The organism is Bordetella tumulicola (genome assembly GCF_965138755.1).
GTDB classification, from domain to species: Bacteria; Pseudomonadota; Gammaproteobacteria; order Burkholderiales; family Burkholderiaceae_B; genus Bordetella_A; species Bordetella_A tumulicola.
Map to the genome: position 1 here is coordinate 1 of NZ_CBCSFP010000004.1, position 26,369 is coordinate 26,369.

22 protein-coding genes and 1 other RNA gene are annotated in these 26,369 nt (G+C 61.0%); 20 read left to right on the plus strand and 3 right to left on the minus strand.

The genetic code is table 11. The features are described from left to right. Positions 1–182 precede the first annotated feature (182 nt). A complete protein-coding gene (locus ACNAZS_RS12525; protein ID WP_415789670.1) occupies positions 183–548 on the plus strand; it encodes a DUF4870 family protein in 366 nt (121 codons plus the stop codon). 276 nt (positions 549–824) lie between these two features. On the opposite strand, the gene ACNAZS_RS12530 is transcribed toward ACNAZS_RS12525, so the two are convergent. Continuing rightward, complete coding sequence (locus tag ACNAZS_RS12530) at positions 825–1,103, minus strand: SWIB/MDM2 domain-containing protein (RefSeq protein WP_415789672.1); 279 nt, start codon at positions 1,101–1,103, stop codon at positions 825–827. Positions 1,104–1,247: 144 nt separating this feature from the next. Between ACNAZS_RS12530 and ACNAZS_RS12535 the strand changes: the two genes are divergently transcribed. Together ACNAZS_RS12535 and pyrC are read left to right on the plus strand one after the other, a co-directional pair. Then, positions 1,248–2,441: a M20 aminoacylase family protein gene (locus tag ACNAZS_RS12535; RefSeq protein ID WP_415789674.1), complete on the plus strand. Its 1,194-nt coding sequence runs from the start codon at positions 1,248–1,250 to the stop codon at positions 2,439–2,441. Between the two features lie 13 nt (positions 2,442–2,454). Continuing rightward, positions 2,455–3,513, plus strand: a complete 1,059-nt coding sequence (pyrC, locus tag ACNAZS_RS12540; RefSeq protein ID WP_415789676.1) for a dihydroorotase — start codon at positions 2,455–2,457, stop codon at positions 3,511–3,513. A 59-nt stretch (positions 3,514–3,572) separates the two neighbouring features. Here the strand turns inward: pyrC and ACNAZS_RS12545 are convergent, their stop codons facing one another. After that, positions 3,573–5,399: an ATP-binding cassette domain-containing protein gene (locus tag ACNAZS_RS12545; RefSeq protein ID WP_415789678.1), complete on the minus strand. Its 1,827-nt coding sequence runs from the start codon at positions 5,397–5,399 to the stop codon at positions 3,573–3,575. A 96-nt stretch (positions 5,400–5,495) separates the two neighbouring features. Between ACNAZS_RS12545 and rnpB the strand changes: the two genes are divergently transcribed. From rnpB to lpxC, 16 genes are all read left to right on the plus strand, one after another. After that, an RNA gene (gene rnpB, locus ACNAZS_RS12550) (RNase P RNA component class A) lies at positions 5,496–5,910 on the plus strand. Between the two features lie 271 nt (positions 5,911–6,181). Next, positions 6,182–6,610 (plus strand): division/cell wall cluster transcriptional repressor MraZ, encoded by a 429-nt coding sequence (gene mraZ, locus ACNAZS_RS12555; RefSeq protein WP_415789680.1) that lies wholly within the window; start codon positions 6,182–6,184, stop codon positions 6,608–6,610. 8 nt (positions 6,611–6,618) lie between these two features. Beyond that, positions 6,619–7,722, plus strand: a complete 1,104-nt coding sequence (gene rsmH, locus ACNAZS_RS12560) for a 16S rRNA (cytosine(1402)-N(4))-methyltransferase RsmH (protein WP_415789682.1) — start codon at positions 6,619–6,621, stop codon at positions 7,720–7,722. Continuing rightward, the gene (gene ftsL / locus ACNAZS_RS12565) at positions 7,722–8,012 is read left to right on the plus strand and encodes a cell division protein FtsL (protein WP_415789684.1); all 291 of its coding nucleotides are present in this window, start codon (positions 7,722–7,724) and stop codon (positions 8,010–8,012) included. The genes rsmH and ftsL overlap by 1 nt, the downstream gene beginning before the upstream one ends. Beyond that, positions 8,009–9,739, plus strand: coding sequence for a peptidoglycan D,D-transpeptidase FtsI family protein (locus ACNAZS_RS12570; RefSeq protein ID WP_415789686.1), 1,731 nt, complete (start codon positions 8,009–8,011; stop codon positions 9,737–9,739). Before ftsL ends, ACNAZS_RS12570 begins: the two co-directional genes overlap by 4 nt. After that, a complete protein-coding gene (gene murF / locus ACNAZS_RS12575; RefSeq protein WP_415789689.1) occupies positions 9,736–12,567 on the plus strand; it encodes a bifunctional UDP-N-acetylmuramoyl-L-alanyl-D-glutamate--2,6-diaminopimelate ligase MurE/UDP-N-acetylmuramoyl-tripeptide--D-alanyl-D-alanine ligase MurF in 2,832 nt (943 codons plus the stop codon). Before ACNAZS_RS12570 ends, murF begins: the two co-directional genes overlap by 4 nt. Continuing rightward, complete coding sequence (gene mraY, locus ACNAZS_RS12580; RefSeq protein ID WP_415789691.1) at positions 12,557–13,726, plus strand: phospho-N-acetylmuramoyl-pentapeptide-transferase; 1,170 nt, start codon at positions 12,557–12,559, stop codon at positions 13,724–13,726. The genes murF and mraY overlap by 11 nt, the downstream gene beginning before the upstream one ends. Beyond that, positions 13,723–15,258, plus strand: coding sequence for a UDP-N-acetylmuramoyl-L-alanine--D-glutamate ligase (murD, locus tag ACNAZS_RS12585; RefSeq protein ID WP_415789693.1), 1,536 nt, complete (start codon positions 13,723–13,725; stop codon positions 15,256–15,258). Before mraY ends, murD begins: the two co-directional genes overlap by 4 nt. Before the next feature lies 1 nt (position 15,259). Continuing rightward, positions 15,260–16,453 carry a putative lipid II flippase FtsW gene (gene ftsW, locus ACNAZS_RS12590; protein ID WP_415789695.1) on the plus strand — a complete coding sequence of 398 codons (1,194 nt, stop codon included), beginning with the start codon at positions 15,260–15,262 and terminating at the stop codon, positions 16,451–16,453. Beyond that, positions 16,450–17,523, plus strand: coding sequence for an undecaprenyldiphospho-muramoylpentapeptide beta-N-acetylglucosaminyltransferase (murG, locus tag ACNAZS_RS12595; RefSeq protein WP_415789697.1), 1,074 nt, complete (start codon positions 16,450–16,452; stop codon positions 17,521–17,523). The genes ftsW and murG overlap by 4 nt, the downstream gene beginning before the upstream one ends. After that, on the plus strand, positions 17,520–18,926 hold the full coding sequence (murC, locus tag ACNAZS_RS12600) for a UDP-N-acetylmuramate--L-alanine ligase (protein ID WP_415789699.1): 1,407 nt from the start codon (positions 17,520–17,522) through the stop codon (positions 18,924–18,926). Before murG ends, murC begins: the two co-directional genes overlap by 4 nt. Then, a complete protein-coding gene (locus tag ACNAZS_RS12605; protein WP_415789701.1) occupies positions 18,923–19,903 on the plus strand; it encodes a D-alanine--D-alanine ligase in 981 nt (326 codons plus the stop codon). The genes murC and ACNAZS_RS12605 overlap by 4 nt, the downstream gene beginning before the upstream one ends. Before the next feature lie 23 nt (positions 19,904–19,926). Next, positions 19,927–20,745, plus strand: coding sequence for a cell division protein FtsQ/DivIB (locus tag ACNAZS_RS12610; protein ID WP_415789703.1), 819 nt, complete (start codon positions 19,927–19,929; stop codon positions 20,743–20,745). Between the two features lie 4 nt (positions 20,746–20,749). After that, positions 20,750–21,976, plus strand: a complete 1,227-nt coding sequence (gene ftsA, locus ACNAZS_RS12615; RefSeq protein WP_415789705.1) for a cell division protein FtsA — start codon at positions 20,750–20,752, stop codon at positions 21,974–21,976. Between the two features lie 237 nt (positions 21,977–22,213). Further along, positions 22,214–23,392: a cell division protein FtsZ gene (gene ftsZ, locus ACNAZS_RS12620; RefSeq protein ID WP_415789708.1), complete on the plus strand. Its 1,179-nt coding sequence runs from the start codon at positions 22,214–22,216 to the stop codon at positions 23,390–23,392. A gap of 243 nt (positions 23,393–23,635) precedes the next feature. Further along, on the plus strand, positions 23,636–24,559 hold the full coding sequence (gene lpxC, locus ACNAZS_RS12625; RefSeq protein WP_415789710.1) for a UDP-3-O-acyl-N-acetylglucosamine deacetylase: 924 nt from the start codon (positions 23,636–23,638) through the stop codon (positions 24,557–24,559). Positions 24,560–24,631: 72 nt separating this feature from the next. On the opposite strand, the gene ACNAZS_RS12630 is transcribed toward lpxC, so the two are convergent. Continuing rightward, the gene (locus ACNAZS_RS12630; RefSeq protein ID WP_415789712.1) at positions 24,632–25,120 is read right to left on the minus strand and encodes a DciA family protein; all 489 of its coding nucleotides are present in this window, start codon (positions 25,118–25,120) and stop codon (positions 24,632–24,634) included. Positions 25,121–25,162: 42 nt separating this feature from the next. On the opposite strand from ACNAZS_RS12630, the gene ACNAZS_RS12635 reads away from it, so the two are divergent. Continuing rightward, positions 25,163–26,209 carry a M23 family metallopeptidase gene (locus tag ACNAZS_RS12635; RefSeq protein WP_415790312.1) on the plus strand — a complete coding sequence of 349 codons (1,047 nt, stop codon included), beginning with the start codon at positions 25,163–25,165 and terminating at the stop codon, positions 26,207–26,209. The last annotated feature ends 160 nt before the right edge of the window (positions 26,210–26,369 follow it).

The following is a 26,369-nucleotide window of genomic DNA, read 5'->3' on the forward strand; positions in this document are numbered from 1 at the left end:
ATCCTACCGGCCCACGCGACCCCCGCCCGTTGCCAGGACGCAGTCGCCGTGCTCACCGTCTCGTGGCCTGAGGTCTCCAACGCCCACACCCTGTGGCGCTCAAACCTCACTGCTATCTCCATCCCCGATCTTGCGTCTTTGTGCGGTAAGATTGGCTAAATCTATTCGATGGAGCGGTTATTGTGAGCGATCCCCAGATCTCGTCCTCTAATACTTCGCTGGACCTGCGTACGCTGACCCATGTGGCCTATGGCCTTTTTGCATTGGGTTTTGTGACCAGCGGGTTCTTGGGTATTGCGACATTGGCAGCGGTCGTGCTGATGTATCTCAAGCGCACGGACGCCGCGGGCACCATGTATGCCGCGCATTTTGATTGGCTGTTGCGCACCTTCTGGTGGGCTTTGCTGTGGCTGGCGATCAGCGCTATAGGCACGCTGATTTTCATTGGCTGGCTAGGTGTTGTTGCCACCGTGATTTGGACGCTCTACCGGCTTATTAAGGGCTGGCTGGCGCTCCTGAGTGGTGCTGCCCCTACCCCGTATGCCTAAGCGCGCTACGGTCGCCTCAGGGCGGCCGTGTGCCTGCGATAAACCCCCTCCTAGTCTTGGGTGTGGGCAGGGCGGCTGGGTAAATACAAATCCAGGATAAAAAACAAAATAAAAACGGCTGACTTTCGTCAGCCGTTTTTATTTGGGCTCGCATCCATAAATGCACGCCATGATAAATGCATGCCAAGCGTAGCAAGCCCAGGGCGTATGGGCCGGGAAAACGGCCCATTGGGCAAGAAGGGGTTGGGACGTACGGCGTACGTGCCCAGCTCCTGCTTACTTCAGATGGACGTTGACCAGCTTGGTCAGTTCGAACATCGTGACCTGGTCTTTGCCGAAAATCGGGCGCAGCTTGGCGTCAGCATTGATGTTGCGCCGGTTGCTGGCATCTTGCAGATCATGCTTTTTGATGTATTCCCAGATCTTTTTGGTGACCTCGGTACGCGGCACTGCGTCGGCACCGATGACAGCGGCCAGTTCGGGACTGGGGGTCAGGGGCTTCATGAATGCCGCATTCGGCTTGCGTGCGGTCGCGGGTTTGGAGGTTGTAGCCATGCGGCGCTCCTTCTCTGGCTGTTAGAAAAATTGTCCTGCGGGCGGAGCATAACGTGTCTCTCTCTCAAAGACAAAGTCATTTATGCTCTGTAGCAACTAAAATAGGGACTTGACCCCCTTAATGTACAAGGTGCGTAACGTCTTATGTACGCAAGATCAGCACTAGATTCTATACGGCTATTCCACGACGAGTTGACGGCAATCCGTCGAGATTTACATGCGCATCCTGAATTGGGCTTCGAAGAGGTGCGTACGTCGGGCATTGTGGCGGGTTCGCTAGAGGCCTTGGGCATAGAGGTTCATCGCGGTATTGGCAAGACCGGGGTCGTGGGTGTGATACGCGGCAAACGCTGTGATAGCGGACGCATGATCGGCCTGCGCGCCGACATGGATGCGTTGCCTATGACCGAGGATAACAATTTTTCGTACAAATCCAATAAATCCGGGCTGATGCATGGTTGTGGTCACGACGGGCACACGACGATTTTGCTCGGCGCGGCACGCTATTTGGCGCAGACGCGTAACTTTGACGGAACCGCCGTCTTGATTTTTCAGCCGGCCGAAGAGGGCCGCGGTGGCGCGAAGGCCATGCTGGAAGACGGATTGTTTGATACTTTCCCGTGTGATGCGATTTATGCGTTGCACAACTGGCCCGGCCTCAAGCCGGGCACCATTGGCATTAATCCGGGCCCCATGATGGCGGCGGCAGATCGTTTTGAAATTGTTATCACCGGCCGGGGTGGGCATGGGGCGCATCCGTATCAGACCATTGATCCCGTGACGATCGCCGGGCACGTCATTACGGCGCTGCAAACCATCGTTTCGCGCAATGTGAACCCGCTGGATTCCGCCGTGTTGTCCATCGGTTCGATGCAGGCGGGTCATCCGGGTGCGATGAGTGTGATTCCGCGCGAGGCCCGGCTGGTCGGCACGGTTCGTACGTTTCGCAAATCCGTGCAAGAGATGGTCGAGACGCGTATGCGCGAACTGGTCACCGCGGTGGCGGGTGGCTTTGGAGCCACGGCACAGGTGGATTATCAGCGCATTTATCCCGCCACCCTGAACACGCCGCAACATGCAAATTTGGTCGCTGATATTGCGACCGATATGGTGGGCCGAGAAAACGTGGTGCGCGATCTGGTGCCGTCAATGGGCTCCGAAGATTTTTCTTTCATGTTGCAGACACGGCCGGGGGCCTATTTTCGGTTGGGCCAGGGCGGCGCCGAATCTGGCTGCGTGCTGCATAATTCCCACTTCGACTTTAACGATGCTGTGATTCCGCTAGGTAGCGCCATGTTTTGCGCCCTGGCCGAGCGCGGCATGCCTTTGGCTGACTAGGCCGGTTGCACTCATGTCTGATCAAAATATTACTGAGCTTACGATTACCCGGCCGGATGACTGGCATTTGCACTTGCGTGATGGCGTGGCGCTTCAGGCGGTGGTGGGCCATACGGCGCGTCAATTCGCGCGCGCCATCATCATGCCGAATCTGCGCCCGCCGGTGACGACCACGGAGCAGGCGTTGGCGTATCGGCAGCGGATCGAAGACGCTTTGCGTCAACACGATGACTTACCTCTCTTTACCCCGCTGATGACGTTGTATCTGACCGATAACACCTCGGCGGACGAGATCGTGCGCGCGCACGAGTCCGGCCAAGTGTATGCGGTCAAGCTGTATCCCGCCGGGGCGACGACCAATTCCGATGCGGGCGTGACGGATTTGCTGGGCAAGTGTGGGCCGGCGTTGCAGGCGCTGGAGCGCTGTGGCATGCCTTTGTTGGTGCATGGCGAGGTCACGGATCCCGAGATCGATGTGTTTGATCGCGAAGCCGTCTTCATCGACCGCGTCATGCGTCCTCTGCGCCAGGCGTACCCGGGCTTGAAGGTAGTGTTCGAGCACATCACGACCAAGGACGGTGCGGAATATGTACGCGATGCCGAAGGGCCGATCGCCGCGACTATTACACCGCAACATTTGCTGTACAACCGTAATGCGATTTTTCAGGGAGGGGTTCGGCCGCATTGGTATTGTCTGCCGATCCTCAAGCGTGAAATCCATCGCCAGGCGCTGCTGGATGCGGCGACTAGCGGCAACTCGCGTTTTTTCCTGGGCACGGACAGCGCACCTCATGCGCGTGGCCTGAAGGAACATGCCTGTGGCTGTGCGGGTTGCTACAGCGCGCTGCATGCCATGGAGCTATACGCCACGGCCTTCGAGCGCGCCGGGCGTCTGGATCGCCTCGAGGGGTTTGCCAGTTTTCATGGGGCGGCTTTTTATGGTTTGCCGCGCAACACCGATACGTTGACGCTGCGCCGCGAGTCCTACACGATTCCCGCCGACGTGCCATTTGGGGACACGTCCCTTGTGCCTTTGGCCGCTGGCGAGTCGCTGGACTGGCGCGCTGAGTAAATATCGGTGGGGGGCAACACTGCTGCTTGCGACAAGCAGCAGTGTNNCCCGCTTCGCGATCAGGGGTTGCCGCGTCGCGCTTCCAGTAATTCCCAGCGCGCGAATTTTTCTTCGAGCTGGGTATCCAGCGTCGCCAGTTCGGCGTTGATTCGTTCGACTTCATCAGGCGCGTCGCGATATAGCGCGCCGTCGGCCAGTCGTGCCGAGAGCGCAGCCTGGCGCGCTTCGATCGTGGCGATCGTATCGGGCAGCTCCTGCAATTCGCGTTGTTCCCAAGAACTGAGCTTGGCGACTCGCGCGGGTTTGGCTGGTGGGGCCAGGGCGGCGGATTCGCTCGACGGATTGGTGGGGCGCACGGATTTGTTTGCCTCGGATGACGGGGTAGGCGCGGCAGGGCGTTGAGCGACCCACTCATCGTAGCCCCCCACGTAGTCGCGCCACTGGCCGTCGCCCTCGCTGGCAATGGTCTGGGTGACGACGTTATTCAGAAAGGCGCGATCGTGGCTGACGAGCAGCACGGTACCGGTGTATTCCTGCAACAGCTCTTCCAATAACTCCAGCGTTTCGATGTCGAGATCGTTGGTCGGCTCGTCGAGTACCAGCACATTGGTGGGGCGCGCAAACAGGCGGGCCAACAAGAGACGCGCGCGTTCGCCGCCGGACAGGCTGCTGACTGGCGACCCAGCACGTGCGGGCGAAAATAGGAAGTCGCCCAGATAGCTCATCACGTGTTTGCGGGTGCCACCGATTTCTATCCATTCGCTGCCAGGGTTGATGATGTCAACCAGGGTAGCGTTCTCGTCGAGTTGCGCTCGCATCTGATCAAAGTAGGCGACGGAGACGTTGGTCCCCATGCGGACGGTGCCTGAATCCGGTGCCAGTTCGCCCAGCATGATTTTCAGCAGCGTTGTTTTGCCGGCGCCGTTGGGGCCAATGATGCCGATGCGATCACCGCGCATCAGTGTCGTGCTGTACTCGCGAATCACGACGCGTTCGCCAAAGGCTTTTGAGACGTTTTCCAGCTCGGCGACCAACTTGCCCGAGCGTTTTCCCTCGGCAATGGCCAGGCTGACATTGCCCAGCCGGTCACGGCGTTCTGCGCGATCTACGCGCAGTTGCTCGAGGCGGCGCACCCGGCCTTCGTTACGGGTACGACGGGCTTCGACGCCTTTGCGTATCCAGACTTCTTCTTGGGCGAGCAGTTTGTCAAAGCGGGCGTTTTCCAGGCGCTCGGACTCGAGCCATTGCGCCTTGCGTTCTTGCCACTGGGAGAAATTCCCAGGAAAGCTCAGCAATTTGCCGCGATCGAGTTCAACAATACGCGTGGTGATGGCGTCCAGGAAGCGGCGGTCATGGGTGATGATGATGGCCGCGCCGCGCCAATTGCGCAGCAGGTCTTCCAGCCAGGCAATACCGTTGAAGTCGAGATGGTTGGTGGGCTCGTCCAGCAACAACAAGTCGGGCTCGTTGGCCAGGGCGCGAGCCAAGGCCACGCGCTTGCGCATACCGCCCGAGAGCTCGGAGATGCGTGCGTCGCCGGGCAGGCCCAGGCGTTCGAGTAAAGATTGGACAAGTGATGGCCGCTGCCAGTCTTCGTGATCGTCGTCACGGTCGAGCACGACTTCGAATACGGTGGCGTCCTCGTCCAGCTCGGGCTCTTGTTCGACGGTGGCGACTGTTAGGCCGGAGTTGCGCGCGATATCACCGTCGTCGGGGACGTTGCGACCATCGAGCAAGCGTAGCAGTGAGCTTTTGCCGGCGCCGTTGCGGCCGATCAGTCCGATGCGTTCGCCTTCTTGGATGACGAAGTCAGCGTGGTCCAGCAACGGATGGTGGCCGTACGCGAGTTGTACGTCCGTCAGGGTAATCAGAGTGTTGTTGGCCATGGGGTCTACAAAATTGCGGAGATTTGCTGCGATGACGCTATTGTCGCAGGTCGCGGCGGCGACGATCCCGATCCTGTGCCGTACAATGGCGCCCGCAAGGCAGATCGGGCAATCGCGGTGGATGCAAATCCATCGAGGAAGGTCCGGACTCCACAGGGCAGGGTAGCGGCTAACAGCCGTCCGGCCGCCCCGGGCTTATGTCCGGTCAGCGGTTGAGGAATAGGGCCACAGAGACGAGTCTGCGGCGCGGGCATGTTTCGGCATGCACCGATACGGCCATCTCCGTATTGCGTCCGTCGGCAACGGCGAGCGGCGCGGCAGGGTGAAACGCGGCAACCTCTATCCGGAGCAACACCAAATAGGCATGCGTACGGCTTTCGGGCCTGAAGGGCGGCTCGCTCTAGCATGCGGGTAGGTGGCTACAGCGGCTCAGCAATGATCCGCGCAGAGGAATGATTGCCCGCCGGGGTGACTCGGCGTACAGAATCCGGCCTATAGATCTGTCTTGCAGCTGAATACAGACGGCGTGGCCGGTCCTGCTCAGGCAGGGCCGAACGTAAAACATTGAAAGGGCGCTCTATTTGCCTCACTCCTGACGAAGGACTTTTAGTTGTTACTGCAACCCCCTGATTTATCAGGGGGTTTTTATTTTGGCTTTCCTGATAGGTGCTCTAAGTCCTTGTTGTGATTGAAAAAATTGCAACCGTGCGCTTGACCGGGTTAATCCATTACCGTAGAGTGGGAAAAAGTAGGAATTTGTGCAATTAAGTGGGGTAAATGTGGTGTTTCAAGGAAGCAACGCGCTGACGCTGGATGCGAAGGGACGGATCTCGATTCCGACCCGGCATCGTGACGCGCTCGTTGCGCAGGCCGAAGGCCGGTTGACCCTGACTCGCCACCCTGACGGTTGTCTGTTGGTGTATCCGCGACAAGAGTGGGAAAAAAAGCGCGAGCAGATCGCTGCGTTCCCCATGTCGGCGCGCGCGCTGCAGCGGCTGTTGTTGGGCAACGCCCAGGACGTCGAACTCGACGGTTCCGGCCGTGTGCTCATTGCGCCTGAACTGCGCAACGCTTCCGGTATGACGCGCGATGTGATGCTGCTCGGTATGGGCGCGCACTTCGAGCTCTGGGATGCCGCTTCCCTGGCCCGCCGCGAGGCGGAGGATCTTGCTCAGGGGATGCCGGACGTGTTGAACCAGTTTTCGTTCTGAAACCGAGTATGGAATTCGAACATCGGCCCGTGCTGCTGGCGCCGACGGTGGATGCGTTATTGCAGGCCAATTTTGGCGGCAAGGGCGCGACGCGGTCGGCTCAGGCGGATGACGAGTTGGTCGAGGTGCAAGCTCAGGCGCGCGCACAGTGCGGCGTGTTTGTCGATGGCACCTTTGGGCGCGGTGGACATAGCCGCGAGCTGCTCAGCCGCCTGGGGCCTGACGCCCGGCTGGTGGTGTTCGACAAGGATCCCCAGGCGATTGCGGTAGCGACTGAGTTGGCCGCTCGCGATCGCCGGGTGACGGTGGTGCATGACGGCTTTGCCACCATGCGCGACGCGTTGGCAGGACACGGTATCGAGAAAATCGATGGCGTGATGTTGGATCTTGGGGTGTCTTCGCCCCAATTGGATGATGCCGGACGAGGTTTTTCGTTTATGCGCGAAGGCCCGCTCGACATGCGAATGGATACGACCCGCGGCCCTACGGTAGCGGAATGGCTGGCGCAAGCCAGCATAGATGAGATGCGGGAGGTCATAGCAGATTATGGCGAAGAACGGTTTGCTTTTCAGGTTGCAAAGGCGATTGCTGCTCGCCGCGCAACACGGCCGCTGTGCACCACGCTCGAGCTTGCCGAGTGCGTCGCCAGCGCCGTCCGCACGCGCGAAAAAGGTCAACATCCGGCCACACGCACCTTTCAGGCTTTACGGATTTACATCAATCGGGAACTCGAAGAGCTCGCGCGCGCCCTCGCGTCAGCTTTAGGACTGCTTGCCCCAGGGGGGAGGTTGGCGGTGATCAGCTTTCATTCGCTCGAAGATCGGATGGTTAAACAATGCATCGCGGCGGCGGCCAGGCCGGCCGTCGCGCATGCGCGTTTGCCTTTGCGCGAGAGCGAAATGCCTCGGCCCCTCATGCGTTCGTTAGGGCGTGTGCTGGCCAGTGACGAAGAGATCGCCGGCAACGCGCGGTCGCGTTCGGCCGTGTTGCGGGTGGCCGAGCGTACAAGCACACCTTTGGGTGCGGATGGTGCCGAGGGCTTTGTGCCGGCCATGCGAGTGCCGGGCGAAGCGCAGCCTGCCCGGCGCGGTGGCAAGCGGAGGGCACGCTGATGGCACGCATGAGCCTCTTCTTTGCGATGCTGTTGATGCTGTCCGCGATTTCGCTGGTGACCAGCCGCTATCATTCTCGCCAGCTATTTATAGAGTTAGACCGCAGCAACACCTTGGCCAACACGCTGGATACGGATTGGCGCCGCCTGCAGCTTGAGCGCGCCGAGTTGGCGCGCAATGCACGGATTGACCACGCGGCGCGCGAGGATCTGAAAATGATCCCCGTCGTGCCTGATCGCACGCTGTACCTGCATCAGGCGCCGATTCCAGCTGTCGGGGGTGCCCAATGAGGCACGTGCCGTTCTTCGACAACCCAGTCTTGCGTGGGCAACTGCCGACCTGGCGGGCGCGGCTCGTGTTGGTCTTGTTGTTGGCCTCGTTTGTCGTGCTGGCCGGTCGTGCCCTGTTTTTACAGGGGCTTTCTACCGAATTTCTGCAGCAGCAGGGCGAGCGTCGCTACGAGCGTACCCTGACGCTGGCCGCGACGCGTGGCAAGATTTTTGACCGTAATGGCGTGGTGCTGGCATCGAGTGTGCCGGCGCGCGCGATTTGGACAATCCCCGAGGACACCAAGCCCGCGACGGCCGACCAGCTCAAGAAGCTCGCCGAGCTGCTGGGCTTGTCGATCGCAGATCTGCGTGCCCGCTTGGCCGACGTGGATCGCAATTTTGTCTATCTGAAACGCCAAGTGCCGATGGATATCGCCGAGCAGATCAAGAAGCTCGAGATCCCGGGCATTCATCAGCAAGCGGAATCCCGTCGGTACTACCCCGATGGTGGGGTCACGGCACATTTGTTGGGTTTCACCAGCGTCGAAGACACCGGCCAAGAGGGCGTTGAGCTGACTTTCGACAAGCTGCTTTCAGGTACGCCGGGCAGCCGTCGCGTGATCAAGGATCGTCTGGGGCGCGTGATTGAGGATGTGCAGGCCGTGACCGAGCCGGTCAACGGCCGTGACCTCAGCTTGTCTATCGATGCGCGCTTGCAGTATCTGTTGTACCGCGAGTTGAGCGAGGCGGTGGTGCGTCACAAGGCCGCTGCGGCCAGCGCCATCATCATGGACGTGCGTACAGGCGAGATCCTGGCCTTGAGCAGCCTGCCGACGTTCGATCCGAATCGTCGCGAGACGTTTCACCCGCCCAATCTGCGTAATCGCGCGATTACCGATACGTTTGAGCCGGGTTCGATCATGAAGCCCTTCACCGCCGCGTTGGCACTGGATTTGGGGCGCATCAATACCAATACTCAGTTTCAGACGGGTAATGGGTCATTTCGCTACCAGGGCAACACCATCCATGACGTGAGCCGCAACGGCACACTGAATGTGGCGGGGGTATTGCGCCGGTCCAGCAATATTGGCATGACCATGATCGCCGAAAAGCTGCAAGCCCGCGAGATGTGGGAACGCTTTACCGAACTGGGCTTGGGCCGTGCACCGCAACTGGGTTTCCCAGGCGCGGCGCCTGGCCGCCTGCGTCCCTGGGATCGGTGGCGTCTGATTGAAAAGGCCACGATGGCTTATGGCTATGGTCTGTCAGTTTCGCTGTTGCAGGTTGCGCGTGCGTACACCGTCTTTGCCCGCAATGGCGACATGGTGGCACCGACCCTGATCAAACGCGATAGCGATCCGACCAGCGTCAAGGTCTATAGCCCGCAAGTGGCGCAACTGGTTCGCGGCATGCTCGAAGCCGCCGCCGGTCCCGAAGGCACGAAGGCTGCCCAGGTGCAGGGCTATCGGGTTGCCGGCAAGAGCGGTACTGCGCGCAAGATCGTCGATGGCAAGTACAGCACCAAGCGCTACCGGAGCTCGTATGTCGGGTTTGCGCCCGTTTCGGATCCGCGTATTGTGGTCGCAGTGTCGATTGACGAACCCACGGCGGGGGGGTACTACGGTGGTGCGGTCGCCGCACCGATTTTCTCCACCATTGTGGGGGGTAGCCTGCGCCTGATGGGCGTGCAGCCGGATGCACCCTTCGAGTCGACGATTGTGGCGGGTGTACGGGAGGGGGCGCAATGAATACGACGCGTCCTTTGTCCGCTGAGGCCGTCGAGGCCTTGCGCTGGTTGCGTGAGCAGGCCACGATGGGCGCCGACTTGCGACTGGATTCGCGTGAGATCGTCACCGGCGATGTATTTGTGGCGTGCCCGGGCGGTTCGACGGATGGCCGACGTTACATTGGCCAAGCGATCACGCAGGGCGCTTCGGCCGTGCTGTGCGAAACACCCGTTCCGGCCGAGTTCCAAGAAGACGCTCGAGTGCTGGCAGTGCCGGCGTTGCGAGGGTTGCTGGGCGAGCTGGCTGACGACTGGTACGGGCAGCCGTCGGCGGCCCTGAGCGTGGTGGCCATTACGGGTACCAACGGCAAGACGTCTTGCGTGCAATGGATTTCGCAGGCGCTGACCGATGCCGGAAAGCCCTGCGGCAGTATCGGCACGCTCGGTGCGTTGTTGCCGGATGGCCGTTCCCTGGGCGGCAGCCTGACGACACCTGATGTATTGACGGTGCACCGCGTGCTGGCGCTCATGCACCAGGCGGGCGCCCAGGCAGTGGCACTCGAAGCCTCGTCGATCGGTCTGGAGCAAGGCCGCCTGGATGGTGTCCGTATCGAGGTGGCGGGATTCACGAACCTGACGCGCGATCATCTGGATTATCACGGCTCGATGGAGCAATATGAGCGAGCCAAGGCCCGCTTGTTCCAGTGGCCCGGTCTGGCCGCCGCCATTATCAATGCCGACGATGCGGCGGGCGAGCGACTCCTGCAGTCATTGCCCGACACGCTCGCGCTGGGCTATACCCAGCAGGATACGCCGGCGGCTTTCCGGGTGCAGGATTTGCAGGCCACCTCGCACGGACAAGTCTTTACCTTGCTCTCGCCCGCAGGCGGGGCACAGATCGTGACCTCGCTTCTGGGCCGTCATAACGTATCGAATCTGCTGTTGGTGGCCGGCGTGCTGTCCAAGCTCGGTTGGCCTTTGTCCCAGATTGCTCGCGCGTTGGCTGCGACGCGACCAGTGGACGGTCGTCTGCAAGTCGTGGAGCCCCTGGCCTTGACGAATGCCGTGACGGCTGGACGCGGGCCATTGGTCGTGGTGGATTATTCCCATACGCCGGACTCGCTGGCGCGTGCCTTGACCGCATTGCGCCCGATGGCGGATGCGCGAGGCGGACGCCTGGTGTGCTTGTTTGGTTGCGGCGGCGAGCGCGACTCGGGCAAACGACCGGAGATGGGGCGCGTTGCCGCGGACCTGGCCGACAAAATTACGGTCTCTAGCGACAACCCGCGCGGCGAAGATCCCGACGCCATCATTGCGCAGATTCTGCCTGGCATCCCGCGTGGTGCCCGCCTGACGGTCGAAGTCGATCGCGCCGGGGCGATCATGCACACGATCTGGGCGGCCGAGCCCGATGATGTCATCTTGCTGGCGGGCAAGGGGCACGAAACCTATCAGGAAGTCGCCGGCGCCAAACAGCCTTTTGATGATCGTGAATGGGCAAAACTTGCCTTGCTCTTGCCCCATGTCGCGGCCTTGTCGACGGATACCCGGCGTGTCGGCGCGAATGAAATTTTTCTGGCGCTAGTCGGTGAGCAGTTCGACGGTCATGATTACTTGTTGCAGGCTCAGCAAGGCGGCGCGTGCGCGGCCGTCGTGGCTCACCCGGTCCCGGGAATGTCGCCGCCGCAACTGGTACTGGGCGATACCCGTCTAGCCCTGATGCGGATTGGTGCGGCATGGCGGGCACAGTTTTCGTTGCCCGTGATTGGTGTTGCGGGCAGCAACGGCAAGACCACCACAAAAGAAATGATTTCCGCGATCCTGGCCGATTGGCAGGGCGAGGCGGGTCGGCTGGCGACGGCTGGCAACTTTAATAACGATATCGGCGTGCCGCTGACCTTGCTGCGCCTGCGCGCGCAACATCGCGCCGCCGTGTTCGAGTTAGGGATGAATCATCCGGGAGAAATCGCGGTGCTGGCCGTGATGGCCGCGCCGTCGGTGGCATTGATCACCAATGCGCAACGCGAACACCAGGAGTTCATGCATTCGGTCGAGGCGGTCGCTCAAGAAAACGGCGCCGTGATCGAGGCATTGCCCGAGGATGGTGTCGCAGTATTCCCCGGTGATGATCCGCATTGCGGTGTCTGGGAGGCCCAGGCCGGTGCGCGACGCGTGTTGCGCTTTGGTTTGCAGCCTGGGCTCGATGTCTATGCTGAACGCATCACGGCGACCGAGCAGGGCACCGCGTGCCATGTGGTGACGCCCGCCGGTAGCGTGGACCTGATGCTGCCGGTTCCGGGTCTGCACAACGTCCGAAATGCCCTGGCGTCTATCGCCGCGACGCTGGCCGCCGGGGCATCGTTGGCTGCCGCCGTCCGCGCACTGGCGTCATTCAGCGCTGTGGCCGGACGTATGCAGCGCAACGTATTGGCCGACGGGACGATATTGATCGACGATACCTATAACGCGAATCCAGATTCGGTGCGTGTGGCCGTCGACGTGTTGTCGCAACTGCCCGGCCCGCGCGTCCTGGTGTTGGGCGACATGGGCGAAGTGGGTGACAACGGCCCCGAAATGCATCGCGAGGTTGGCGCCTATGCGCGCGAGCATGGTATCGAAGCGCTCTACACGCTGGGCCAAGCCTGCCGCGATGCCGTAGCAGCCTTCGGAGACGGAGCCCTGGCGTGCGAATCGGTAGACGAGATTGTGGCGGCGCTGCATCGCATGCGTGCGGCGAGTGTATTAGTAAAAGGATCGCGCTTTATGCGCATGGAGCGGGTGGTGAAAGAGCTGTCTACTAACAATAACAATACGACGGCCGAACGCCAGGGAGATTCTCATGCTGCTTGAGATCGCCCGCTGGTTGTCTGACGATGTGAGCGCCATTGGCGTTCTGGAGTACATCACCATGCGCGCCGTGCTGGCATGCGCGACGGCCTTGCTCATTGGCCTGGTGGCGGGACCGCGCGTGATCCGCAAGCTGACCGAACTGAAGATCGGTCAGGCCGTGCGCGCTTACGGTCCGGAATCGCACCTGGTGAAAAACGGTACGCCGACGATGGGTGGAGCGCTCATTCTGATTTCTATCGCTATCAGCACCTTGATGTGGGCCGACTGGACCAACCGCTTTGTTTGGGTGGTGTTGATGGTGACCTTCGGCTTTGGCTGGATCGGCTGGATGGATGACTATCGCAAAGTCGTTCATCGCGATCCCGAAGGCATGCCCGCCCGGCAGAAATTCTTTTGGCAAGCCACCATTGGGTTGGTGGCTGCCGTGTACCTGGCCTTTGCTGTTTCAGCGCCCGCCAACACCGAGTTGTGGCCCTTGTTCAAGGAGTGGGTCGGCAGCGGTTTCAGCATGCCTCTGCCGACGCGGGCCGACCTGATCGTCCCGTTCTTTAAATCCGTGAGCTATCCGCTGGGGGTGGTGGGTTTTGTGGCACTGACCTGGGCCGTGATTGTGGGCACGAGCAATGCGGTGAACCTGACCGACGGACTGGATGGCCTGGCGATCATGCCCACCGTGATGGTGGGCAGCGCACTGGGCATTTTTGCCTACGTGGTGGGTCGGGTCGACTATTCCAAGTATCTGCTGTTTCCGTATATTCCCGGCGCTGCCGAGTTGATGGTGCTGTGCGCGGCGATCGCGGGGGCCGGGTTGGCGTTCTTGTGGTTCAACGCGTATCCGGCGCAAGTATTCATGGGCGACGTCGGGGCGCTGGCTTTGGGCGGCGCGCTGGGCACGATCGCCGTGATCGTCCGTCAGGAAATCGTGCTCTTCATCATGGGGGGCGTGTTCGTTGTCGAAACACTGTCCGTGATGATGCAGGTGACCTGGTTCAAGTACACCAAACGCAAATACGGGCAGGGGCGGCGGATTTTCCGGATGGCACCCCTACACCACCATTTTGAAGTCGGCGGCTGGAAAGAAACCCAAGTCGTCGTGCGGTTCTGGATTATCAGCATGATGCTGGTGCTGATCGGCCTTTCCACCTTGAAATTGCGATGACGAGTTCCGAAACCCTCCGTGCTGATGCACCGCTCGTCCTGATCCTCGGATTGGGCGAGACGGGCGTGGCTGCGGCTCGCTGGTGCGCTCGGCAGGGAGCGGCGTTGCGGGTGGCTGATACTCGCGTCGAGCCGGGTGGCCTGGCTGGGCTGCGTACCGCGTTGGAGGCCGATGGGATCGACGTCGATTACCGTCTTGGTTGCGGCGATGCGTTTGATCCTGCACTGCTGGATGGCGTGTCGCAGCTCGTACTCAGCCCCGGACTGTCTCCCATCGACGCGCCCGCACAGGCGTTGTTGCACCTGGCCGCCGAACGCGGTATCGAAGTGGTGGGTGAAATCGAATTGTTTGCCCGGGCGCTGGCGGATTTAGCGGTGTCGCGGGAATACCGTCCGCACGTCTTTGGGGTGACGGGCACCAACGGCAAGACCACGGTGACGGTGATGGCGCGGCAACTGGTCGAGGCTGGAGGCTTTAGCGCGCGGGCCGCGGGCAACATCAGTCCGGCGGCCCTGACCGCCTTGATCGACGCGCTGGATGCCGATGATCTGCCTCAGGTGTGGGTCCTGGAGCTGTCCAGTTTTCAGCTGGAAACCACGCATAGCCTGGCGCTCGATGCGGCGGTGGTGCTGAACGTGACGCAAGATCACCTGGACTGGCACGGTGACATGGAGGCCTACGCGCAGGCCAAGGCACGCTTATTCAAGCAGGCTCGAGTTTGCATCGTAAATCGCGACGATCCGCGGGTTGTCGCGATGGTGGATGCCCTGCCGGATATGAACGTACGCAGTTTTGGTCGTGACCTGCCTGAGTTGGTCGGCGACATGGGCGTCGACCTGGGTCAGGGCATGGCATGGCTGGTCGCTTGCGAATCGACGGGTTTCGACGATCAGGCCCCACCGGTCAAGCGCAAGAAAAATGCGCCGCCGCCGCAGCGCGAAACCGGACGCATGAGTCGACTGATGCCTTTGGATGCTTTGCGGATTCGGGGTCTGCACAATGGCTTGAATGCACTGGCCGCCTTGCAGTTGGCGCGTATGCTGAATATCGGCTGGGGCCCCATGCTGCGTGCTCTGCAGGACTACGCGGGCGAGCCGCACCGCGCGGCATTTGTTCGCAGCATTGGCGCAGTGGATTACATCAACGACAGCAAAGGCACCAATGTCGGTGCTACGGTCGCCGCGCTGGAAGGCCTAGGCCAACCGGTCGTGTTGATCGCGGGTGGCCTGGGCAAGGGTCAGGATTTCTCGCCCTTGGTGCCGGTGGTCGCACGTTACGCGCGGGCGGTGGTGCTGATCGGCACCGATGGTCCCGAAATTGGTCGAGTACTAGCCGAAACTGGTGTGCCCTGCGTGGCCGCACATGATATGCGTGAGGCGGTTCGGCGTGGCGCCGAGTTGGCCGAGCCGGGCGACGCCGTACTGTTGTCGCCGGCGTGCGCCAGCATGGACATGTTCCGCAATTACCCCCACCGTGGTGTGGTGTTCGTCGAAGAGGTCGAGGACCTCGCGCGTGATCAAGGAGAGGTGTGACATGAGTCTCTTCGCCGATCTCACGACCAGTGTCAACGCCGTTCGCCCGGGGCGTACCCGCATGCGCAACTACGATGCGCCGCTGGTGTTGGCGGCCGTGACCTTGTTGCTACTTGGCCTGCTGATGGTCTATTCGGCCTCGATCGCACTGGCCGACGGTCCGCGCTATGCCTCGTATGGTAGTTACTATTTTGTCATCCGCCATGCGCTTTTCCTGGTCGCCGGCTTGATGGCGGGCGCGGTGGCGATTTCGTTGCCCATGCGCTTCTGGCAACGGATGGCTGTGCCCATTTTTATGGTGGCATTAGCACTCTTGCTGGCCGTGCTCATTCCCGGTATCGGCCGAGAGGTTAATGGCGCACATCGCTGGATTCCGTTTGGACCGCTGAGTTTCCAGCCATCGGAGTTGATGAAACTTGCCGCTCTGTTGTATGCGGCGGATTACGCCGTACGCAAGCAGGAGTACATGCAGTCGTTCTCGCGCGGCTTTTTGCCGATGGCGTTCGCCCTGGGCGGGGTCGGGATGTTGTTGCTGCTTGAGCCCGACCTGGGCGCGTTCATCGTGATCGTTGCGATCGCGATGGGCATTCTGTTTGTCGGCGGTATTAACGGCAAGTACTTCAGCAGCCTGCTCGGCGTGTTGATGGGAACCTTCCTGGCACTGATCTGGTTGTCACCGTGGCGGCGTGCGCGCTTGTTCGCCTATCTGGATCCATGGGACGACGCCAATGCCTATGGCAGCGCCTATCAGTTGTCGCACTCTCTGATCGCACTGGGCCGTGGCGAATGGTTGGGCGTGGGCTTGGGCGCCAGCGTCGAAAAACTGCATTACTTGCCCGAAGCACACACTGATTTTCTGATGGCAGTCGTTGGCGAGGAACTTGGTTTTGCCGGCGTGTTACTGGTGCTGGGACTTTTCGCCGTCATTATTTATCGGGGTTTCGACATTGGCCGGCAGGCTATCGCGATGGAACGCACCTTCGCTGGTCTGGTGGCGCAGGGTGTCGCGATCTGGATTGGTGTGCAGGCATTTATCAATATGGGCGTTTGTCTGGGATTGCTGCCGACCAAAGGGCTGACACTGCCGTTGATGAGCTACGGCGGTTCGGGCATCGTGATGAATCTTTGCGCGTTGGCCATTCTGTTGCGCGTGGATATCGAGAATCGCATCATGATGAGAGGGGGGCGCGCATGACGACGCCGACCATTCTGATCATGGCGGGCGGCACCGGCGGGCACATCATGCCAGGGCTGGCCGTGGCGCAGGTGCTGCGTGAACGCGGCTGGCGCGTGCTCTGGTTGGGCAATCCCGACAAAATGGAAGGCCGATTGGTGCCCCAGCGCGGCATTGAATTGGTGCCTATGCACTTCCAGGGGGTGCGAGGGCGTGGGGTGGCGGCGTTATTGAAACTGCCATTCCTGTTGGCGCGCGCCTGCGTGCAAGCCTGGCAGCGCCTGTCGCAAGTCCGACCCGATGTGGTGCTGGGGATGGGCGGTTATGTGGCCTTTCCGGGGGGCATGATGGCGACATTGCGCGGCATGCCCTTGGTCGTGCACGAGCAAAATGCGGTGGCGGGTACAGCCAACCGTTGGTTGGCCAAGCGCGCGCGGCGTGTGCTGAGCGGTTTTCCTGGTGTGTTGCCCAGAGCCGAGGTCCTGGGCAATCCCGTGCGCCTTGATTTGTGTGATTTGCCTAAGCCAGCCGTTCGCTATGGCGAACGCAGCGGGCCGTTGCGTATCCTGGTCGTAGGCGGCAGTCTGGGCGCGCAAGCGCTGAATACCGTGTTGCCACGTGCGCTGGCGCTGATGGCGCCCGAGACGCGTCCGCAGATTACCCACCAATCCGGTGAGCAGCATCTACAAGCGCTGCGCCAGGCCTATGCCGAGGCCGGAGTACCAGCGGATTGTCGCGATTTTATTGATGACATGTCGGCCGCGATGGCACAGGCCGACGTGTTGGTCTGCCGGGCCGGTGCGATGACGGTGGCCGAAGTTGCCGCTGCTGGCGTGGCCGCGTTGTTCGTGCCTTTCCCGCACGCCATCGATGATCACCAGACGGCCAATGCCCGCTTTTTGAGCGATGAGCAGGCCGCTTGGTTGTGCCCCCAAACCGAATTCACGCCTGAATGGCTGGCCGATTGGCTGGGCCAGCGCACGCGTCCTGACCTCCAGTCCGTGGCAGAGCGCGCGCATCAACACGCGCGTCCGCAAGCCGCGACAGATATCGCCGATGTCTGCGTACAAGCAGCGAGGCGCTCAACATGAAACACAGAATCCAGCATATTCATTTCGTCGGTATCGGCGGTTCAGGCATGAGCGGCATCGCCGAGGTCCTGCTGAACCTGGGCTATACCATCAGCGGATCCGACTTGAGTGAGACCGCCGTGACCCGGCGGCTTGCCACGCAAGGCGCCAACGTCGCGATCGGCCATACGGCCTCGAACGTGGTCGGCGCTGACGCCATTGTGACGTCCACCGCCGTGGCCGGGGACAATCCCGAGGTGATCGCCGCTCGCGCCGCCGGTATCCCTGTCGTGCCGCGCGCCATCATGCTGGCAGAGTTGATGCGCTTAAAGCGCGGCATCGCCGTCGCCGGCACCCACGGCAAGACCACGACCACCAGTCTGATCGCCAGCGTGTTGGCAGCCGGCGATCTGGACCCGACCTTCGTGATCGGCGGTCGCCTGAATTCGGCGGGGGCGAACGCCCGGCTGGGTCAGGGCGAATACATCGTGGTCGAGGCCGATGAGTCAGATGCTTCGTTTCTGAATCTGCTGCCGGTGATGGCGGTGGTGACCAACATCGATGCTGACCATATGGATACCTACGGTCACGATGTGGCACGACTCAAGAGTGCTTTTATCGAGTTCACGCAGCGTCTACCCTTCTATGGCAGCGCTGTGCTGTGCGCCGATGATGCCAACGTGCGCGAGATCATGCCGTTCGTGTCGCGCCCGATTACTACCTACGGGTTGAGTGCCGACGCGCAGGTGCGTGGTGAAAACGTGCAGGCCGATGGCACCCGTATGCGCTTTACGGTGCAGCGCAAAGATCGTGATAGCACGTTGCCGTCGCTGGATGTGGAGTTGAATTTGCCCGGGCTGCACAATGTGCGCAATGCCTTGGCGACAGTGGCCATCGCCACGGAACTGGGTGTCTCCGACGATGCGATTTGCCAGGCGCTGGCCTCGTTTACCGGCGTCGGACGTCGATTTACGCAAACCGGCGACTTTGCGGTGCCGGCGGTTCACGGCGGCGGCACATTTACGTTGATCGACGACTACGGTCACCATCCCGTCGAAATGGCCGCCACATTGGACGCGGCTCGCGGGGCGTGGCCGCAGCGCCGTATCGTGCTGGCGTTTCAGCCGCACCGCTATACCCGCACACGCGACTGTTTCGAAGATTTCGTTCGCGTGCTGGGCAACGCCGATGCGGTGCTGTTGACCGAGGTCTATGCCGCGGGCGAATCCCCATTGGTCGCCGCGGACGGGCGTGCATTGGCCCGGGCCCTACGTGTGGCGGGCCGTGTCGAGCCGCTCTTTGTCGAAGACGTGACCGAGCTACCGCAAGCGATTTTGAATTTCGTACGTGACGGTGATGTCGTCGTTGTGATGGGAGCCGGTTCGATCAGCAAAGTGCCAGGTCAAGTAGGAGAACTTGTATGAACCAGACGACACAGCAACCTCTCCCCGATGTGAAGGCCTTTGGCAAGGTCGGCGTGTTGTATGGCGGCCGTTCAGCGGAACGCGAAGTGTCGATACAGTCCGGCAATGGCGTGCACCAGGCATTGTTGACGATGGGTGTGGATGCCCATTTGTTCGATACCGGTGAGCGCTCGCTGGCCGACTTGGCCCAGGCAGGTTTTGATCGCGTCTTCATCGCGCTGCATGGCCGCTATGGTGAGGACGGCACCTTGCAGGGGGCGTTGGAGTTGCTGGGCTTGCCCTATACAGGGAGCGGTCCCATGGCGTCGAGCCTGGCCATGGACAAGACCATGACCAAACGCGTTTGGTTGCAGCATGGATTGCCCACGCCGGATTTTGAGTTGCTGGATGCGCAGTCCGAGTTGCGCACCGTGCCTGATCGGCTGGGATTGCCCTTGATCTTGAAGCCGCCGCATGAGGGTTCCACGGTTGGTGTGGCCAAGGTAATCGGCTATTCCGACATGAAGGAAGGCTATGCGCAGGCATCGATTTTTGATGACGAAGTGTTGGCCGAGCAATTTATCGCCGGTCGCGAACTGACTGTCGCGGTGCTGGGCGAGGGGCGTGCGGCGCGCGCGCTGCCGGTCATCGAAATCGTGGCGCCCGACGGCAACTACGACTACGAGCACAAGTACATCTCTAACGATACCCAGTATTTTTGCCCGGCAGCGCTGCCCGAAGACGTCTCGAACCAGATCACCGATATCGCCGTGCGGGCCTATCGCGCGCTGGACTGCGCGGGCTGGGGTCGAATTGATTTCATGCTGGATGCCAACAATCAGCCGTGGTTGCTCGAGGCCAATACCTCGCCGGGCATGACCAGCCATTCGCTGGTGCCGATGGCGGCCAAGGCGGTCGGAATGAGCTATGCCGAATTGTGTGTGTCCATTTTATCCGGGGCTGCGTGCAAGGTGCACAGCCCTCCGCGTAACTCTTAATAGCAACTGGATCGGAATCATCCGTGTGGAACGACGCTCGCACCACCAACCTGATAGCCAACACGCTAGCCGTGCTGGCCGTGGTGGCTATTCTCATCGCAGGCCTGGTGTGGATGGCGCATCGTCCGTATTTTTTGCTGTCGAGCATCGAGTTGGTGCCCGCGCCCGATACCGAGTTGCACTACGTGTCGCCCGAATCCGTGCGCGCGGTGATCGCCAATCGTTTCGACGGGAATTTCTTCACAGTGGACCTCAACGAAGCCCGCGAAGTGTTCGAGTCGGTGCCCTGGGTGCGGCGTGCGTCGATCCGGCGTATCTGGCCCGGGACACTACGCGTGCAGCTCGAAGAAGAGCAGCCGCTGGCTTTGTGGAACGAAAACCAGATGATCAACACCTGGGGCGAGGCGTTCACGGCCAACACGGGCGAGCTGGACGACGATATGGTGCTGCCGCAGTTCTCCGGTCCGGAGGGTACGGAAGGGTTGGTCGTGCAGCGCTACGCCGAGTTGGCTCGCTGGTTTGCACCGCTGGATTTGCAGGTGCGCGAACTGAATCTCAGCCCTCGCTATGCCTGGAAGGCCACGCTCTCGAACGATCTCGTGCTGGACTTGGGGCGCGATCCGGGAGCGGACGCTCCCGATCCGCACGGCGTGCCTGGCGCCTTGCCGTTCGCCGCGCGTATTCAACGGTTTGTACAAGCTTGGCCGGCCGTCGTCAGCCGGCTGGAAGGCCGCAGTGTGACCCAGGCCGACCTGCGTTATCCCAACGGATTTGCCTTGGCTCTGGCACCGCTGCCAGAAGGGCAATCGAAATCTTCATCCACATCTTCAAGAAAGCGTTAACGCCATGACCCGTGACATCAAGGACCTCATCGTCGCCCTCGATATCGGCACCAGCAAAGTGGTTGCCGTGGTCGCCGAAATCCTGCCGGAGGGGCGTTTCGAAGTGCTCGGCCTCGGGCAGCACGAATCGCGCGGCATGCGCAAAGGCGTGGTCGTCAACATCGAAACCACCGTCAACTCCATTCAGCGCGCGCTCGAAGAGGCGGAGCTGATGGCAGATTGCAAAATCCGCGACGTCTATACCGGCATCGCGGGCAGCCATATCCGCAGCTTCAACTCCAGCGGCATGGTGGCAGTCAAGGACAAGGAGGTTACCGCGACCGACGTGGCGCGCGTGATCGAGACGGCCAAGGCGGTGAATATCCCGACAGATCAACAAGTCCTGCACGTGTTGACCCAGGAGTTCATCGTCGATGGCCAGGAAGACATTCGCGAACCCATTGGCATGAGTGGACTGCGCCTGGAAGTGCGCGTGCATATCGTCACGGGGGCCGTGAGCGCGGCGCAGAACATCGTCAAATGCGTGCGCCGCTGTGGCCTCGAGGTGCAAGACCTGATCCTGCAACCGCTGGCATCCAGCCTGTCGTGCCTGACGGCAGACGAAAAGGAGCTCGGTGTCGTCTTGGTGGATATCGGCGGTGGCACGACCGATGTGGCGATCTATACCGGTGGCGCTATTCGGCACACGGCGGTCGTGCCTATTGCGGGCGACCAGATCACCAATGACATCGCCGCCATGCTGCGCACGCCCACACCGGATGCCGAAGAAATCAAGCTGCGCTATGGCGTGGCCAAGCAGGTGCTGGCGCGCGCGGACGAGTCAGTAGAAGTACCCGGGCTGGGCGATCGTGGCCCACGCCAAGTCAAGCGCCAGGCATTGGGCGCGGTGATCGAACCGCGAGTCGAAGAACTGTTCACCCTGGTGCAGCAAGTGGTCCGCGAATCGGGCTACGAGGACTTGCTGGCCTCAGGGGTGGTGCTGACGGGCGGTTCCGCTCAGATGCCCGGCATGATCGAGTTGGCCGAAGACGTATTCCTCAAGCCCGTGCGCGTGGCGATGCCCGAGTACGAAGGCAGCCTGTCTGATGTGATGCGTAATCCGCGTTTCTCGACAGTGATGGGGTTGTTGCAAGAAGCGCGTATGCAACGGGTGCGGGGCCGCAAGGTTGCCGCGCAGACGGGCAATTTCAAGAGCCTGCTCACGCGCATGAAGGAATGGTTTATGAACTGATCAAGGGGCAGAACGGGGCCTGCTCCTGGCCTGATTCGTCGCAAGACGGCGCAGGCCGAATAGGGGAGACGTTTCAAACCCGTTGCGGATCATCCGATCGGCGGCGATTTTGAAGCGATTCACAAATATAAGTTGTTGGGGAATGATTTTGTCGAGTAGCCGCTTTCCAGTACGACGTTGCGGCGAGGGGACAAAAAATTTTGTGATTTGCGTATCCAGACTTGTGAGGGAGTCATCATGATGAATTTCGAAATGCTTGAGAACAACACCAAAGGGACCGTTATCAAGGTCGTGGGTGTTGGGGGTGCTGGCGGCAATGCCGTTGCGCACATGATCCGTAGCGGCGTCAATGGCGTGGATTTTATCTGCGCCAATACCGACGCCCAGGCACTGGCGGCAACTAATGCGCCGGTGCAAATTCGTCTGGGCCGTACCGGCCTGGGCGCGGGCGCCAAGCCCGAGCAAGGCCGCGCGTCGGCGGAAACCGCACGCGAGGAAATCCGTTCCGCACTGAATGGTGCGCACATGGTGTTCATCACTGCCGGTATGGGTGGTGGCACGGGTACGGGCGCGGGTCCGGTGGTAGCGGAAGTCGCCAAAGAGCTGGGCATTCTGACCGTGGGCGTGGTGACCAAGCCCTTTACCTTCGAAGGCAACAAGCGCCTGAAGATGGCTGAAGACGGTATCGGCGAGCTGGCCAAACACGTTCATTCCCTCATCGTGGTGCTCAACGAGAACCTCTATGAGTTGATGGACGAAGACGCCACGCAAGACGAGTGCTTCAAGTCCGCCGACGATATCCTGCACAACGCGTGCGCCGGTATCGCCGAGATCATCAACGTCGAAGGCAACGTTAACGTTGACTTCGAAGACGTCAAGACGATCATGGGCGAGCAAGGCCAGGCCATGATGGGTACCGCTACGGCCGGCGGCGCAGATCGTGCCCGCGTCGCTGCGGAGCAAGCCATTGCGTGCCCGCTGCTCGAGGGTGTGGACCTGAACGGTGCTCGTGGCGTATTGGTCAACATCACTGCCAGCCGCACACTGAAGATGCGCGAAACGCGCGAAATCATGGAAACGATCCGCAGCTATGCTTCGGACGACGCGACCGTGATCTTCGGTACCGCCTACGACGAATCCATGGGCGACAACCTGCGTGTGACGGTGGTGGCAACGGGCCTGGGTCGTCAAATGGCTGCGCCGAGGCTGGTGGAAACCATGGCCGAAAGCCTGCGTACCGGCACGGACAACATGCCGGTCATGGGCCACATGGCTCAGGGTGATTACCGCAACCTGGATACGCCGTCGGTGATGCGCAACCCGCGCACGCAGGCGTCGGCCCAAGTGCGTGCACTGGAAAGCTCGGGTATGGATCACTTCGATATTCCGGCTTTCTTGCGCAAGCAAGCGGATTGACGTTGCAGTAAACGGGCCGGGGAACTGGCCCGACTCCCTCAGTGCCGGCTCGTTCTCCCCGAACGAGCCGGGCACATGGGGCGGTTTTCGTCTGATCAGGCGCATCGTTTGCGCTCGATAACATCGACGATAGATGTCGGCAAATGTATCAAACGCGTGACGCCGGCCATTCGCCGAGGTTACAATATGCCCTTATGCTGGTGAAATTATCGTTTTTTACCGGCAAGTTCACATACAAAGACCATGTTTCGACAGCGTAGCATCCAGAATCTCGTCCGTACTACTGGCGTAGGCGTCCATTCAGGACGTCGGGTCGAGCTCACCCTGCGTCCTGCCGAAGCCAACACTGGCATTATTTTTCACCGTGTCGATCTGCCGCAGGTCGTTGACCTGCCCGCGCAGGCCAATGGTGTGGGCGATACGCGCATGGCGTCCGTGCTGCAGCAGGGCGACGTCCGTGTTTCCACGGTCGAGCACCTGATGTCCGCGCTGGCGGGTCTGGGTATCGACAATCTGCATGTCGACCTGACCGCCGAAGAAGTGCCCATCATGGATGGTAGCGCCGCGACCTTCGTCTATCTATTGCGGTCGGCCGGCATCGTGGAGCAAAACGCGCCCAAGCAATTTATTCGCGTGACCAAGCCCATCGAAATCCGCGAGGGCGAAGGCCGCAGCCTGAAATGGGCGCGCCTCGAACCGCACGAGGGTTTCTCTCTGGCGTTTTCCATCGATTTTCGTCATCCCGCCATCGACTCCACGGCGAACTTTGCCGAAATCGACTTTGCCACGCATTCGTACGTCCGCGAAATCGCACGAGCACGCACCTTCGGGTTCGTCAACGAAGTCGAGGCATTGCGCTCCATGGGTCTCGCCCGAGGCGGTAGTCTGGACAACGCCATTGTCATGGACGAGTACCGGGTGCTCAATAGCGATGGTCTGCGTTACGACGACGAGTTCGTCAAACACAAGATTCTGGACGCGATCGGTGACCTCTACCTGATCGGCAAGCCGTTGGTCGCGCGCTATGTCGCCTGCAAATCAGGCCATGCCCTCAACAACCAGTTGGCGCGCGCGCTGCTGGCCCGGCAAGACGCCTGGGAGCTCGTGTCCTACGAGTCCCAAGCCGCAGCGCCGCAGGCTTTCCGCCACGAGTGGAAACTCGCCTGATTCAGATCAGGCGGCGGGTTTTTTGCCGCCGGGCCGCCCCAAGGTAAAAAAGCCCCTTTGGGGCTTTTCCCGCTACTTGTCCTTGTGATGGGCCAGCAATTTGGCCACGGCATCTGCCAGTGGCCCGGGGCGCAAATTCCCCTGTAATGTCTCGAACGCATCCAGGGCGGTATCTCCCAGAGGTTGTGCTTCTTTTGGGGGACGGGGTGCTTTTGCACCAGGACGAGGCATCCCTGCTTGAACCTTGACCGCAATTTCGTTAAGGTTCCAACCTTGGGTATTGAGTGCTTGTGCAATCCGCGGGGCCAACTGACGCAGTTTGGCCGCGTGCGCCGCACTAGGTACCGCGACTTGCAGCCTGGGGGTTTCCAGCTTTGCCACGACACAAACGGCGCCTAGCGCCGGTGGCAACACGGCTGCGATCGCATGTTGTATTTGCAGATGCACGCGCGCCGTGGCCAGTACGCCAGCGCCGCGTGTATCGTGACCCAGCCAGTTCAGCGGAGTTTCACCTCGCCGGCTGCTAGACGAACGAGAGCGGTTTGAAGCAGGTCTGTTCATGCCAGCTCAGTAACAGGATTAGGTACTTTGAAAATAGTCATTATGCACGCCCGCGAGGGCCAGCCCGGACAGTCGGTCCTGGGCGGCTTTCGTCTTGGGTTGATGCTGGTCGCCTTGTTAGCCACGGCAGCGCTCATTGGCGCCACTGTACAACGTTACCTTACTCCTGTTGCGCCGCCGGCGTATGCCGTTGACTGGGCATCTTTCTCCCCAGGTAGCCAACCAGAGCGCGATGCCGCGTTCCTGCGGGAGAACGTAGGTTTGCTGGCCGCTAAAGTCGGCGAGTTGCAGGCCAAATTGGTGGGCATAGATGGCGTAGGGCGGCGTGTGGCCCGGGTGGCTGGCGTAGCCTACACCGATCCCGAGTTGGCGGCGGGGCTCAATACACCTGCAAAGGCCGACGAGGTCATGGACAATCTCTTTACCGATCGCCAGCCCCCCGAGCAGACGTCCGCCGAGGAACTGGGGCGGCAGCTTGATGCGCTGCAATCCCGTTTGATTCAGCAGACCGAAAATCTCCGCATGCTGGACGTGACACTGACGCGTCGCTCGGCCGACCAGGCCCGTCTGCCGTCGAGCATGCCGATCAGCGACTATCCCTTTTTGAGTTCCTCCTATGGCTGGCGTCGCAATCCGGTGACCCATCGCTATGCCATGCACGAGGGGTTGGATTTCGCGGCGCCGAACGGCACGCCGATCCTGGCGGCCTCGGGGGGCGTGGTGCTGGAATCGCGCTATATGCCGGGTTATGGCAACGCCGTCGAGATCGATCATGGCGACGGCATGATCACGCGTTACGCGCATGCCTCCAAATTACTGGTCAAACCAGGCGAGTTGGTCAGCCGTGGCCAAGAGATCGCCAAGGTGGGTTCCACCGGCCAATCTACCGGCCCTCACTTGCACTTCGAAGTGCGTTTGGCGGGTCAACCACTCGATCCGCGCCTGTTTCTGCAGTCACCCAGTGCGACGCCGCCTGTAGTGGCACAGGTCTCCGACGGGGTGTTGCATACGCGCGGTGATGCAGGGCCGTCGTCCGACGCCGTGGCCCGTGCTCCTAGTACGACGACCGGCCATTCCGTGACGCGTTGAGACGTCCGCACCCTGCGACGGCGGCTCGTTTTGTCTCCGGGCGGGCCGATAGGCTTCAGGTGCGTTAAACTCGATTGTTTCCCAGCGGGATTACTCCGCTCAACCACGTAACAATCCGCGCCGCGCGGGGCTTGGCCTTTACAGGGCAGGGGCCGTCGGC